We start from the raw sequence: 13364 nt of genomic DNA, 5'->3' as shown, positions 1-13364 counted from the left end.
CGCCAGCAGGCCGAAGTCTGATTGGCCCTCACCTGACGGTGGTATGGCGGCGATCTGAACGATTCTGCGCTGCTTCTCCTGATCTGTCACTGCTCTACTTCCGTTGCGTGCCTGCCCAGGACTCTACTCGGCCGATGCGGTCATAACTACGGGAAAGTAGGCACACGGGCCGCGTATACGCGTATAGCAGAACCACAGCGGCAGAATCGGGGGTCGGGCAAGGGTCAGCAGGGGAACGGCGGCCACGGCGGCAGGTGAACGGCCACGCGCTGCCAGAGCGACCGGCACCAGGCGGCGAACAGGGGCCAGGGCGTCACGCGGCCTTCAGCTTGATCCCTTCGCGGCGGGCTCGGGCCAGCTCAGCGTCGAGCGCCGGCCTGGCCTTGGCGATCAGGGCGCGGGCATCGAGCGAGTCGGGCTCGGGCAGGCCTGGGATCGGTTCCTGGTGGTACATGAAGCCCATCAGGTCGCCGTAGGCTTCGGAGCCGTACTCGGGCACCTCATGGGCTTGCAAGTATCGCTCTACCCAGGACGGTTCACGGCGGCGGCGCTGGCGGGTCTTTCTGGTGGGCTTGCGGTTCATGTCGATCACTCCAGGGGGTCGAGATTGAGGGCGCGATAGCAGGCGAGCATCTGGCGCCGGCACTCCGACTCGGTCTTGAGAAGCGGATGGGGGCGCGGCTGGCCTCTGTAGCCTTTCACGGTCAGGCCGTCCGCCTTCAGCGCCTTCTGGCACTCCCGCAGTCGATCGAGGGTTTCGCAGAGCTGCCGGAGCATGGCCAGGCCGCCCGCATCGTCAATCTCGTAGTCTGCGAGGATCTCCGACCACAGTTTGCGGGCCTCGCTCGACAGCTCAGACGGCGGCCGGGCCGATTTGAAGGGGACGACCTTGGATTCAGTCATGCGGGGCCTCGTGGGGGATTTCGGGCGGCGTGGGATTCCGAAAAAAGTCGATGATGTTGCGTGCGAGGGAGGGGCGACGTATATCCGGCGTCTGCCTGCAAAAGTTTTTCGATTCGCTCGCCCTCTCGGGCAAGTCAGTGCCCCGCCAGCGTGGGCGGGGCACTGGTGCCGGCACGCACACGGCCGGCTGGTGCGGGGGCTGTGTCACAGCGACTGACGAGGACGCTTTCGCCGCAGCCTGATCCCGCGTTCGGCGAATCACTGTCAGGCAGCCTCGGGACTCACCAGGACCGCGCTGGTCGTCTCGCTGTCTTCGACCGGGTTATCCGTGGCGAGCCGTCGAAGGGCGATCATGCCGTTCGTCTCCGCGTCCTGGTCGGCCCGGTTGACCACTGCCCGGATGTAGCGGGCCATGGGTCGGTGAACCTCCAGGGCGAGGATGCCGGCATCGTCGGTGCTGACCGATCCGGCCAGGGCCGTCCAGTCGCTGGCGTTGTCGGACTGCTCCACGTTCAGGGTCACGGTGCCGCCGGCGGTGACCGCCTCGAGCACGATCACGAAAGTGACGGAGCTGAAGCCGGTCATGTCGACGTGCCCGGTGTTGGTGCTGCCCTGGCCGGCCGCCTGGGGCGCCAGCACGCTGCTGAACGCCGTGTTGGGGGTGAGGTTGTAGCTCATGGGTCTGTTCCTCCTTATGCCGAGCCGTCGAAGCCGGTGAGCTTCACGATGCCCTTGGGGCGAGTGAGTGCGAAGTCGCCTCGCCACCTTGCGGTGATGAGGTACATGTCGCGCTTGGCCAGCGTGTAGGGGTTGACCATGATCGACAGTTGCGACCGGATACCGAGGATCCCTTCGACGAACCGACCGAAAACGCCGCTGGTCGCCGGCAGGTTGGTCGACACCATGGGGGTGAGGTCCGACATGGAAGCAGGCGGCACGATGTAGCGTGAGTCGCTGTCCTTGGCGCCGCGAATCTGCTTTGCCATCGCAGGCGGCAGGACCAGGCGGGGGTCGGTGCCGAGATTGGCCACGTCGAGCAGGTACTGGCTTTCGAGCAGGTCGTCCCAGTTCAGGGACTTGGGCGCGGTGGCCGCGTGTTCCTGAACGTGGGCCGCGTGAAGGATGCCGGTAAAGCTCCCCTTCTTGCCGTCGCCGTTGTAGATGCTCGAGTCGATGCTGGCCGCGATGCTCTCGCCGAGCAGCCGGTCGAGTTCTGCCTGGAGCCCGACCGCATCCTCGAGCAGCTCGGAGCTGATCGGGATCTGAACGGCCAGCTTCTTGGCGACCAGCCGGACCATGCCGAAGGGCGGGGCCGATTCGCTGATCTCCTGGCCTTCGCCGGTGAAGGCGAACTCGGGATCGTCATCGACGCGGACCATGCGGACTTCCGGCGATTCCATCGGCATGGTGCGCACGCCTGCCTGAATGGCGGTCGACCGAGCGCGGGCGTGGTCGATCATCGTGCCGGCCAGGCTGGGATTCACGAAGTACCCGCCGTCCGGGTCGGAGCCGGTCAGCAGCGAAGCATTGAAGCCGCCGGCCTGTACCGCCTGCTCCATTCCGCTGTGATCGCCGGTCACCATGCCCTGGATAGTTCGCGCCAGGGAGTTGCTCGGCAGCCGGGCCGGATGCTGGCCAGTCTTGCGGGCGACTGCGTCGGCGAAGGAATCGCGCGCGCCGAGCAAGGTGATGGCGTTGCCGTGGGCGTCGGTCCATTCGCTGGCCTGGGGGCGGCGGGCGCTCCGGTCGCGACCGTAGGGCAGGCCCGTCGCGTCGCAGTAGGCGGCGGCCGCGTGAGCTTGTTCCTCGGTGGGGTAGACGCTGGTCGGGTCGGACTCGAGCCGATCGATTCGGTGCGTCTGGTACTCGACCGCATCGGCCAGGGCGTCGAACGCCTTCTGTTCGTCGGCGTGAAGGTCGCGGCCGTCCTTCTCGGACTGGTCGAGCATCCGGCGCATGGTCGCGGCGCAATCCTTCCGAAGATCCTTCAGGGTGCCGATTTCCTCGGCGACACTGCCCCGGCCTTCGGATTCGTGCGCCATGGGTAGCGCGCCGCCGGCCAGGTGCGCGGCGTGGTATTGGAGCATCGTCTTTCGGAACGCGCCGGTTCCGCAACGCTCGCGAATATCGAGTTCGGTTTTCATCTCATGTCCTCTCAGTTTCGCGGCCGGCAGATACGCAAAAGGCGCAGACCGCCGGACCGCTGGGTTAGCGATTCGGTAGATTCTGCGCCTTCACTACGATCCGGCCAGGAACTGAGGCCGCCAGGGTCGACGCCGCTTCACGGCTGTCGAGTGACGACAGGGTAACTGTACGCACATACAGTTTCACCGTCAAGCCTCCAGGTCTGTCTGCGTCATCTGCATGACCAGCTCGGGGCCGGCCTGCCACTCGGTGCCGTCCGCCTCGATCGCGACCAGGCGGGCGCGTAGGTCGGAAATGCCGAGCCCGATGCGAACGTCGACGCGGCCGCCGGTTCGGATGGTCTTGTCGAGGGCGTCTCGGTACTCGGGCTTCATCTGGCGTCGGGCTTCGGCCGCGAAGGCGCCGGCGCTGTGCATGAGTTGGTTCCACTGGTTCGCCTTCATGATCTGCCCTCGATCTCTGCCCGACTGCGAACTTTCGCGACCGCGCGCCAACCAGCGCGTAGACGGTGGCCAGAAGGTGACTCGAGGATGAGCAGCGGATCGGCGAGGCCGACCACTCTCAGCGGGCAGTCGACGCTCGGCAACCGGACGTGATCGCCGATGCGGAAGCCGGCCAGGGTGTCGGGTTGCCAGTCCGGCGATGCCGGTGCCTTCTGGTCAGAGTTGATCAGCGTGGAATATCGTTCGATCTGCTCCTTGCCGTTCACTTCTCTACCTCCTGCTGACCATCTGCCAGAGCTGGAACTGGTGCAGACGTACCTGCTGACCGCTCCGAAAAAGTGCGCCACTTTCTCTCCCCCATACCCCCTCCCCGAACTGGCGCACGGGGGTGCGCAGTCCAGGGTTGGTCCAGGGATACTTGCGCACAACTGGCGCAAACTGTCGCAACTGGTGCGGCGCTCATGAGCCCACCTCCATCTGGATGAATCGCAAGCCGTCGTCGGTCACGGTGAACCGCTCTCTGGCCTTTCGGTTGTCGTCGCGGAATGTCTCTCGCGTCAGCCGGCCCGCGTTCTCTGCCTGGTCGATCAGGCGCCAGAATGTGCGGCGGTCGATCTTGGGGAACTCCGAAAGAGGGCTCAGGCGAGTCCAGGCGTTGCCAGCTGTGGCGCTGGTGCTGATGAAGTCCCCGCGCTCGCTTCGGCGTTGGATCATGTCGAGGATCGCGGCGGTATGTGGTAGGTCGGATTCATCGTCCTGGTGGGCGCGTTGTTCGACGTGCCCCGCCATCAGCACGCCGCCTTCGAAGTGCATCAACACGTCATCGGCCAGCGGGCCGAAGTTGGCTTTCTGGTGCTCGAGCGTCAGGTTTCGCCCGTCGCCATGGAGAAACATGCGCGACCGCACCGAGTTGTGCCAGGCGGTCGAGCCGCTGTAGCCCTCAGAGTTGCCGCCATGCTTGGCTGTCGCTTTGTCTACATGGCTCAGCAGCAGCACAGCGCCATCTATGCCCCGTGCTAACTGTGCAAGCGCCCGGATGAATCCGCGAACTCTGGCCCGCTCGTTCTCGTTCGCCTCGAAAACGTCGCTGGCGTTGTCGATGATGATGAGCCGCGCGCCGGTCGCTTCGGCGTGCTCTGCCAGGGCTTGAAAGACTGGCGTGGTCATGCCGCGCCTGGTGCTGCCGAAGGTGTCGTGCTCATGGCGCTCGATGAACAGCGCGGGGTCGATATTAGTGGCGTCGATGATGTGCAGGAACTCGGCCAGCACGGCGGGTGATATGCCCTCGCGCTCGATGATGTTCTTGAGCCGATAACGGCTGATCTCGGCGCCATCTTCGGCACTGAAGATCAACGTCGGCACTTGCTCGACGGGAAGCCCGAAGAAAGGCCGGCCCGTTGCAGTGCTGACAGCCATGTGATCTGCGAGTGTTGTCTTACCCGCCCCGCCGTGACCGGCCAGGCTCGACGCAACGCCGGTCGGAAGCAGCTTGTCGATTATGTGCGGCGGGTCGGGGATCTCCGCCATGTCCAGGTCAGCAAGCTCGACCAGCTCCAGCTCTACGGCGCCAGGTTTTCGGGCTTCGCTTTCGATGCCTGCATCCTGCTCCCAGCCTGAACCACGCAGCGCGCGATCGGCTTCGCTGTCGAGTGTCATTGAAGCACCTCCCCCTCGCGTAGTGCGGCCAGCACGCGGATGGTGTGCTGGTGGGCTTCGTGAACTCGGTCGTAGTCGCTCCAGGCCAGGCCGTGGCCGGCGGCCACTCGATGCGCTGCCATGACGATGATGGACAGCTCGCGCTCAAGGGCTCGGGCGGCTGCGTTGCGCAAGGCGGGGGTGATAGAATTAGCCTTGGATCGCCTGCCCGTGATCTCTGGCCCGTGTCGCTGTTCCCGCAGCGCCGGGCCTTCTCCTTTTGGCCGGGTCATTACGCGGCCTCACCATCGGAAAGGCCGGCAACCCATTCTCGGATTGCCTCCGGGGTGACGTATCGGCGGCGGCCGATCTTGACCGTCTTCAGGCGACCGGAGTTGATCTCACGGTAGAGCGTTGCGCGGCTGGTGCGCGTGCTGCTGATCGCTTCCTCGATGGTCAGCAGGAACGCGCTGTTATCTGACTGCTGCTGTTCGATTGCGTGCATTGTTTCCTCGCGTTTCGGTTTATCGCGGGGAACAATCTACGCCTCTAAATAATTGGAATCTATGCCGTTTTGGGGTCAATAAGTGGGGGTGCTTTATGAACCCAGCCGTTCGATGGCTTGTGCCAGTCCGGGGTGATCCTCTCCATGCTCGGCACGGTAATGCTCGGCCATTTGCTGATAGGTCAGCATCACCGAATCGCGCGCCTCGGGGTGGGCCTTCTTGGCGCGCGTGATCTTCGACTCGCTCGCGTTGGTAGCCGACGCCGCCTGCCTGATCGCTTCGTTGGTCCCGGCACCGTTCGCCCTGGCCATCCAGAAAGCCTCCGCAAGTTGTCGCGGGCCATACCTTCCGCGCAACACGTCGCCTACAGTCGACGGGGCCCCATCGGGGCGACCGCTCGACTTCACCATTCCCAGCTTTCGGGTGAAGGCCTCGCGCCGCTTCGCGATAGGTTCCCGATCTCGGATACTGGCGCGGATCAGTTCGGCGGCATTGATGAGCAAATCCGCGTCGGTTTGGTCGGGCAGCTTGCCGGATTCCAGGGCATCGGCGATCCGCAACAGCGCGCGCTCGCCTTCGGTCGCGTCCTGGATGGCGAATTCGGCAAGATAATCCTCGAGCTTCATCGGCCGCTCCGGATCGGTTCGACGTTGCCGACCTGGATGCCGAACTCGGGGATATGACGGGCCTGCTCTTTGCGCCAGTCGGGCGTCAGGTGGCCGTAATGCTTTTCGACCATCCTGGTGTCGGCATGACCGAGATTCTGCGCTACCGCCATCTGCGACATACCGTTCATCAGCGACAGGCTGGCGTAGGTATGACGCAGCACGTTGAAGCTCGCAGCTGGCTTGATCTTCGCGGCCTTGTTCGCGGCCTTGAGCGGACGCGCAATGTCATCCTCTCGCCAGGATCGACCATCGTCACGCAGAAACATCGGCTCTTGACGGTCACGGCCAGCGGTATGTGCTTCGAAGAATCGCAGGCCTTCGTCGGATAGGTAGCAGAGAAACGGCGGCTTGCCCTTGTAGCGTGATTTCCGATTGCCGATGGTGACGGCTTGTGACTCGGGCACAAAGTCTCCGACGCGCATATGCACCAGATCGCCACGCCTTGCCCCGGTCAGCAGCCCACCATTAACCAGGGCGCGAAGATCCGGCGGGCAGGCGTTCAGCAGGCGGGTGATTTCGTCGAGCGAAAGGAACCGGGGCCGATTCTGACTCACCAGCTTGTAGGGCTTCACATCGCGCCAGGCGCCGGGTGCTACGTGATCTTCTTCGACCGCGAAGTTCAGCGCGGCCTTGAGGTCGTTTAGGTAGCGGTTGGCCGTGTCTTTCCTCCGTCGCTGAACTTGGGGGTCGCTCATGTCGACCTGGGCAAACTTCCCACCGCGAAGCCGGGGCGGACTGTTGGCGATGCTTTCCATCCATGCGCGAATATCGCGCTTCGTCAGCTTGCCGACCTCGAGCTCTCCGATGGCGGCGGCTATGTCTCCGCAGCGCCGGCGCGCTTCGGCGCTGTCCCTGCCTTCGCGTCCGAGCTTGTCACGCAGGTAATCGTCGAGCGCATCGGCCACCGTGTAGGGTCCGAATCGCCGGCCGGTAGCATCGGCCCTGATCTCTGTTTCTCGCTCTCTGGCGCGATCCTGAGCCTGCTGGAAGTCGAGCACGTCGACGCCATCAGGTTGGCGTTCGCCGTCATCGGCATCGGCCAGGGTTTCGACCACATAGTTCTTGTCGCCCGCGTAGGCGCGCATCACCCAGCGGCCGGCGGTCTTCGATTTCCGGTATCCGAGATACAGGCCAGCGTGCACCAGGCGGTAGTAGGGCGCGCCCCTCGACTTGAGTTTCGAGCGCGCGTTCGGGGTAGTGATCTGGGGCTCTTTTCGGGTCGCCATCGCGGTTGCCTCCGTGGGCCGTGTCAAACTTTTGTCAAACTGTCACCGGGGAACGGTTGGATACAGTCTAGAACACGGAAGAATAGAAAGCAAAGGAAACAGCTACTTAGGGGAATATTGGCGAACGTCAAAATACGGTCATCATTCCCTTTCACGGCGGCGACCGGGGTTCGAATCCCCGTGGGGACGCCAACACGAGAAAGGCCCGCCTTCGAGCGGGCCTTTTTCTTTTCCAGGGCATCATTCGTGCCGCAAGGCGTCGATCGGATTGAGGTGTGCTGCTTTGCGCGCCGGGAAGTATCCGAACACGACGCCGATCGTCATCGAGAAAGTGAAGCCGAGCACGATCACGCCGGGCGAGGCGACGAAGGGCATGTTGAATTGCTCGGTCATCAGCCAGGTGCCGGCCATTCCGATCAGGACGCCGATGACGCCACCCAGCGTGGCCAGCACCACCGACTCGACCAGGAATTGCTGGAGAACGTCGCGGGAGCGGGCCCCGATCGCCAGGCGGATGCCGATCTCACGCGTTCTCTCGGTGACCGACACCAGCATGATGTTCATGATGCCGATACCGCCGACCAGCAGGCTCACGGCGGCAATCCCGCCCAGAAGCAGCGTCATGGTCGCGGTGGTTTCAGACAGCGCGTCCATGATGTCCTGCGTGTCGCGGACGTAGAAGTCATCCTCCTCGTCCGGGGCGATCCTCCGGCGCTGGCGCAACAGGGATTCGACCTCGCTTCTCACGCGTGAACTCGTGCCGTCCTGCAGCGCGGAGATGTAGACGGTGTTGACGTCCAGGTTGCCCGCCAGGCGTCGCTGTACGGCCTTGATCGGCATGACGATGACGTCGTCGCGATCCTGCCCCATCGACAAGCCGCGCTGCTCGAGAACGCCGATCACGCGGCAGGCGGTCCGGCCGACGCGCAGGTTGGACCCCAGAGGCTCGGTGTTGAGGTACATTTCCTCGACGACCGTATCGCCGACGACGCAAACGGCGGCTCCGGAACTCAGCTCGGCTTCCTCGAATTCGCGCCCGCGCTCGACCGGGTGGTTGCGTACCGTGAAGTACTCATTGGTGCTCCCCTCCACGCGAATGCTCTGGTTGGCATTGCCGAAGACCACCGTTTCGTTGCGAGAGACCGCGGGTGCGACGAGGATGCCGGGTACTTCGCGGCGAATGGCGGCCACGTCTTCCATTTCGAAGGGCTCGGCCGACACGCGAAGCGCGCTCGGACCGTGCTGGGACACGCCCGGCATCACAAACAGCAGGTTCGAGCCGATGTTGGCGAACTGCTGCTCCACCGATTTCGTGGCTGATTGACCCAGGTGGACCATGGCGATGACGCTGGCCACGCCGATGATGATGCCCAGGGTCGTCAGAAATGAACGAAGCTTGTTGCGGGCAATGGCCTGGCCCGCCATGGCCAGTGTGTCTGCGGTGTTCAAGTCAGCACCTCCGCTGGCGGGCCGTCGCGCTGGATTCTGCCGTCGACGAAGAAGAGCACCCTTTCGGCATACATGGCAATATCGGGTTCGTGCGTGACCATGACGATGGTCAGGTCACGTTCGTTCCGGAGTTCGACCAGGCGGTGCATGATTTCGTCGGCCGTGCGCGTGTCGAGATTGCCGGTCGGCTCGTCGGCCAGCAGGAAGGGTGGTTCGGTGACCAGCGCACGGGCGATGGCCACGCGTTGTTGCTGGCCGCCGGAGAGCTGGTTGGGCCTGGCGTCGGCACGGTCTTCCAGCCCCACGAGCCTCAAGGCGTCGAGCGCCAGGCGCTTTCGGCGCTTGCGTGAGACGTTCTCGTAGATCAGGGGCAGTTCGACGTTCGCCAGGGCGCTGGTTCGCGGCAGCAGGTTGAAGCTCTGGAACACGAAGCCCATAAACTTGCGTCTGAGCAAGGCCAGTTCGTCGCGATCGAGCGAGGCGACATCCACGCCTCGAAACAGGTACTCGCCGGCACTGGGGACATCGAGGCAGCCGAGAATGTTCATGCAGGTCGACTTGCCCGAACCGCTCGGGCCCATGACGGCCACGAACTCGCCGGCGGTGATGTCGAGATCGATGCCGTCGAGTGCACGAACTTCGGCTGCACCCTGGCCGTAGAGCTTGTAGATGCCGCGCATCTGCAGCACGGTGGGGGAAGGCGTCCTGCTGGGGGCGTTCCGGATGGACACGGGCGGCGCGAATCAGCTGTCCGAGCGGACCAGGCCGACGATGACCCGGTCGCCGGCCAATACAGCCTCGCCGAGCACTTCCGTATACAGGCCGTCGGTATGCCCGGTTCGCACCGGGACTCTTTCGGGTTGGCCGTTTCGCAAGAGCCAGACCGCACTCCCGGTCGCGCCTGACCCGCTGCGCATCATCCCGGGTGGCCCCGAAAGCATGCCGCCGCCGACCTGTTCTGCCGGCGGCTGGAAACGAAGCGCGGCGTTGGGAATCCGGACGATGTCCTCGCGTGTTCCCGTCGTGATCGTAGCCGTGGCGGTCATGCCCGGCAGGAGGCTCTCGTCGCTGTTGTCGACATCCAGCACCGTGGTGTAGGTGACCACGTTGCTTTCGATGTTCGGGTACAGGAAGACCCGCAGCACGTGAGCCTCGAACTCGCGGCCCGGCCAGGCGTCGACGGTGAAGCTTGCCGGTTGGCCTGCCTCGATCAGGCCCACGTCCGCCTCGTCGACCGAGACGTGCAGCTCCATTTCGCGCAGGTCCTCGGCCAGGACGAAGAGTTCGGGCGCCTGGAAACTGGCCGCCACCGTGTTGCCGGGTTCGACATCGCGCTTGAGCACGACGCCGTTGATCGGGGAGGTAATGACGGCCTTGTCCAGGCGGGTACGGGCGGCTGAAACCGAGGCCTCGGCCTCGCGCACCGAAGCCTGTGTCGAGTCGATTCGGGCAGCCGCTCGCTTGACCGCGGCACTGGCCGCGTCGAGTTCTGCGCGCGAGGCGACATTGCGTTCGACCAGGTTGGTCAGTCGTCGTTCATTTGCCCGGGATTCCTCCAGCGTGGCCTCGGCCTCCACCACCGAGGCCCTTGCCAGCGCCAGCCGCGCTTGCGCCTGCGCCAGGCTCACCTCGAGCTCCTCGGTGTCGAATCGCGCAAGGACATCGCCGACGGCGACCCTGTCGTTCTCGTCGACATTCACTTCGCGAATCAGGCCGGAGATTTCGGCGCCCACCGTGACTTCCCGCCGCGGTTCGAGGTTTCCGGTGGCGGTCGCCGTGAGCAGCATGTCGCCGCGATCGATGACCTGGGCCTGCCATTCGATCGACTCCTCGTGGGGCCACAGCCACCAGGTGATGAATGCAAGGAGGACGACAGCGGTCAATATCCAGGCCAGCTTGCCGATCCAACCGCGGCGCTGTTGCGAGCGGATCGCCGAGCGAACCTCGTCGGCCATGTCGTCGGGAGCCGGTTCGTGCGAGACGCTCATGGTCTTGCTCCGGTGAGATGCTTCTGGAAGATGGCGTGCTCAGGACCGTGACGATCCGGGGCGATCGCCTCCACCGCGCCAATGCCTGCACGCGCGAGTATACACCCGCCTTGCGATCAGCCCACGTCATCCAGGGCCGGGTCGCGAGCGCCCGGCGGCGTTATCAGGGAAACCACGACGTACAGCAGCAGCGAGGCCAGTGCACCCGTAGCGATAACCGGGAATCCACCGATCAACGGCAGGCTCGACAGCTCGATCCAGTCGAGTTCTCCCGCTACGCCCAGACCGGAGCCGCCGAGGATCCCGGCGATGGCCCCGGCAGCATTCCCGCGTTGCCAGTAAAGGCCGAGCACGACCGGTATGAACACGCCGGCTGCATAAAGCGTATACGACATCAACAGCAGGTCGATGATCGCCTCGAAGGCCAGGGCCATCCACAGCGCCAGCACGCCTATGATGACGGTGACGATGCGAGAGATGAGGAGTAGGCGGCGGTTGTTCCGTTCGGCCTCAGGGTTGATGAGCTGCACGTAGAGGTCGTTGGTCACGTGGGCCGTGCCCGCCATCAAGAGTGAGTCGGCCGTCGACATGATTGCGCCGACGATGGCCGCGATCACGATCGCCGCGGCCGCCGACGGCAGGACTTCGGTGATCAGTTTCGGAATGGCCTGGGCGGCCTCGATCTCGCCGCCGAACAGGGCCCGGGCGGCCATGCCGGTGATCACGGGAAAGACAGCGAACAACACCAGCAACACCCCGGCCAGGACGGCCGCTCGCCGCGCGGTGTTCGCGTCGCGGGCGGCGAACAGGCGCTGGTAAAAGTCCTGGCCGATCAGGGTGTACATCATGGTGGGTACGATGGCGGCGAGCACCATGCCCAGGCCCGCACCGAGCGGGTGAAAGAAGGCGTCGGTGGACACGGACAGGTCCAGGCCTTCGATGCCCGCCCGGATGCCCTCGAGGCCGCCTGCTTCACCGAGCGCCATGACCGCGGCAACCGGCACCCCGACGAAGATGATTGCAAGCTGTACGGCGTCGGTCAGTGTCACACCCCACAGACCCGAAAGCGCGGTGTAGACGATGAACAGCCCGGTGGCGGCAATGGCCGCCCAGGTCGGATCCAGGCCGACGATCGACAGCGCGCCCTGCGCCGCCCAGACCTGGGCACCGATGATGCCGATGATGGCCACCAGCGAAAGCACGGCGCCCAGCACGCGTACGACCTGGCTGTTGTAGCGCAACGCCAGGTAGTCGGGCACCGTGAACATGGCCAGCTGCCGCATGCGGCGCGCCGCGACCAGGCCGAGGACGATCAGCGAAAGCCCGACGCCGGCCGCATAGGCCATGCCGGTCAGCCCGAAGTCGAAACCCCATTCGCCCGAGCCCATGACGAAGCCGCCGCCGAAGTGGGTCGCACAGAGCGTCGCCGTGGCCAGCAGCAGCCCCAGGCGGCGGCCGGCCAGAAGGAAGTCGGTCGTGTCGTCGATGAATCGGGTGGCGTAGACGCCCACCCCGAAGATCACGATGAAGTAAGTGACGAGTACGGCGATTTGGAGGTCGGGCATGATCGGGATCCGGGTAGGGCGTCGTCGCCCGCGCTTTTCTTTCAGAGTACACGCTCCACCCCTCCCTTTGGTCCAATTGAGCGAAGCGGGCGGGCGGCGCGAAGCTGTCGTGGAACTCAATCGAGGGAGAGCGCTATGAAGTATCGATCGATCAGCCTGCTGGCGCTGGGCCTGCTGGCCCTGGCGGCCGGCCCCGCCCTGGCCTGCAAGGACGCCGTCGTGCTGGTTCACGGCAATGCCGGATCACCGGGAGACTGGAGCGAGACTTACGGCGAGTTGCTTGCATCGGGTTATGCAGCCGGTGAAATCCAGCGGCCGGACTGGGGAAGCAAGACCTGCGCGGCCTGCAACAACCACAGCGGGAGCGAAGAGGAACCGGTGGTCGACGCCATCGTCGAAGCGTTGGCTGTGTCCTGCTCGGGCAAGATCGACATCATCGGTCACTCCATGGGTGCAACGCTGGCGGCCAAACAGGTCGTCGACTACGGCCTGGCCGACGACGTGGATGCGTTCGTCGGTGTGGCCGGCGCCTTTCGCGGCTTGTGGACCTGCGGCACCTATCCCTGGAACGTCTGGAACAGTACCTGCGGCTACTGGGGATTGTCGGTTGGCAGCCCCTTCCTCGATTGGCTCGACGGCAAGCCGCTCGGCAATCGCGTCTACTCGATCAAGTCCTGGTCGGACCAGGTCGTCTGCACGACCGGCGTGTGCACGGTGGGTGGCGTCCACAGCTCGCGGATCTCGGGCGAAGATGCAAGCTACAGCTTCCCCTATGGCCATTTCGGCCTCCAGGCCTACACGGCCGGTTTCCAGGTCGACCTGGTCGACTAATCGCC

16 protein-coding genes are annotated in these 13364 nt (G+C 64.6%); 1 reads left to right on the top strand and 15 read right to left on the bottom strand.

The genetic code is table 11. The features are described from left to right. Window positions 1-313: 313 nt before the first annotated feature. The 15 genes from DZC52_RS14065 to DZC52_RS13995 form a co-directional block, all read right to left on the bottom strand. A complete protein-coding gene (locus tag DZC52_RS14065) occupies window positions 314-583 on the bottom strand; it encodes a hypothetical protein (protein ID WP_147307716.1) in 270 nt (89 codons plus the stop codon). 5 nt (window positions 584-588) lie between these two features. Beyond that, on the bottom strand, window positions 589-903 hold the full coding sequence (locus DZC52_RS14060) for a P27 family phage terminase small subunit (protein ID WP_116651779.1): 315 nt from the start codon (window positions 901-903) through the stop codon (window positions 589-591). A gap of 264 nt (window positions 904-1167) precedes the next feature. Next, window positions 1168-1581, bottom strand: a complete 414-nt coding sequence (locus DZC52_RS14050; RefSeq protein ID WP_116651777.1) for a hypothetical protein — start codon at window positions 1579-1581, stop codon at window positions 1168-1170. 14 nt (window positions 1582-1595) lie between these two features. Continuing rightward, window positions 1596-3047 carry a phage major capsid protein gene (locus DZC52_RS14045; protein WP_116651776.1) on the bottom strand — a complete coding sequence of 484 codons (1452 nt, stop codon included), beginning with the start codon at window positions 3045-3047 and terminating at the stop codon, window positions 1596-1598. A 189-nt stretch (window positions 3048-3236) separates the two neighbouring features. Then, window positions 3237-3491 (bottom strand): hypothetical protein, encoded by a 255-nt coding sequence (locus tag DZC52_RS14040; RefSeq protein WP_116651775.1) that lies wholly within the window; start codon window positions 3489-3491, stop codon window positions 3237-3239. Then, window positions 3488-3757: a hypothetical protein gene (locus tag DZC52_RS14035; RefSeq protein ID WP_116651774.1), complete on the bottom strand. Its 270-nt coding sequence runs from the start codon at window positions 3755-3757 to the stop codon at window positions 3488-3490. Before DZC52_RS14035 ends, DZC52_RS14040 begins: the two co-directional genes overlap by 4 nt. Window positions 3758-3950: 193 nt before the next feature. Beyond that, window positions 3951-5147 (bottom strand): AAA family ATPase, encoded by a 1197-nt coding sequence (locus tag DZC52_RS14030; RefSeq protein WP_116651773.1) that lies wholly within the window; start codon window positions 5145-5147, stop codon window positions 3951-3953. Continuing rightward, entirely contained in the window at window positions 5144-5320 is a 177-nt protein-coding gene (locus DZC52_RS15570; protein ID WP_181918964.1) for a hypothetical protein, read from the bottom strand. Before DZC52_RS15570 ends, DZC52_RS14030 begins: the two co-directional genes overlap by 4 nt. Before the next feature lie 98 nt (window positions 5321-5418). Next, entirely contained in the window at window positions 5419-5631 is a 213-nt protein-coding gene (locus DZC52_RS14025; protein ID WP_116651772.1) for a helix-turn-helix domain-containing protein, read from the bottom strand. Between the two features lie 93 nt (window positions 5632-5724). Next, window positions 5725-6258 (bottom strand): hypothetical protein, encoded by a 534-nt coding sequence (locus DZC52_RS14020; protein WP_116651771.1) that lies wholly within the window; start codon window positions 6256-6258, stop codon window positions 5725-5727. Continuing rightward, window positions 6255-7442: a tyrosine-type recombinase/integrase gene (locus DZC52_RS14015; protein ID WP_181918963.1), complete on the bottom strand. Its 1188-nt coding sequence runs from the start codon at window positions 7440-7442 to the stop codon at window positions 6255-6257. The genes DZC52_RS14020 and DZC52_RS14015 overlap by 4 nt, the downstream gene beginning before the upstream one ends. Window positions 7443-7766: 324 nt before the next feature. After that, entirely contained in the window at window positions 7767-8975 is a 1209-nt protein-coding gene (locus DZC52_RS14010) for an ABC transporter permease (protein WP_245960834.1), read from the bottom strand. Next, window positions 8972-9655, bottom strand: coding sequence for an ABC transporter ATP-binding protein (locus DZC52_RS14005; RefSeq protein ID WP_116651828.1), 684 nt, complete (start codon window positions 9653-9655; stop codon window positions 8972-8974). Before DZC52_RS14005 ends, DZC52_RS14010 begins: the two co-directional genes overlap by 4 nt. Before the next feature lie 63 nt (window positions 9656-9718). Then, the gene (locus tag DZC52_RS14000; protein ID WP_116651769.1) at window positions 9719-10963 is read right to left on the bottom strand and encodes an efflux RND transporter periplasmic adaptor subunit; all 1245 of its coding nucleotides are present in this window, start codon (window positions 10961-10963) and stop codon (window positions 9719-9721) included. Window positions 10964-11079: 116 nt separating this feature from the next. Beyond that, window positions 11080-12528: a sodium:solute symporter family protein gene (locus DZC52_RS13995; protein WP_116651768.1), complete on the bottom strand. Its 1449-nt coding sequence runs from the start codon at window positions 12526-12528 to the stop codon at window positions 11080-11082. Window positions 12529-12663: 135 nt separating this feature from the next. Between DZC52_RS13995 and DZC52_RS13990 the strand changes: the two genes are divergently transcribed. Then, window positions 12664-13359 (top strand): esterase/lipase family protein, encoded by a 696-nt coding sequence (locus DZC52_RS13990; RefSeq protein ID WP_116651767.1) that lies wholly within the window; start codon window positions 12664-12666, stop codon window positions 13357-13359. Window positions 13360-13364: the final 5 nt, after the last annotated feature.

Source organism: Wenzhouxiangella sediminis, from assembly GCF_003410055.1.
GTDB classification, from domain to species: domain Bacteria; phylum Pseudomonadota; class Gammaproteobacteria; order Xanthomonadales; family Wenzhouxiangellaceae; genus Wenzhouxiangella; species Wenzhouxiangella sediminis.
This window is presented reverse-complemented; position numbering and strand designations above follow the sequence as displayed.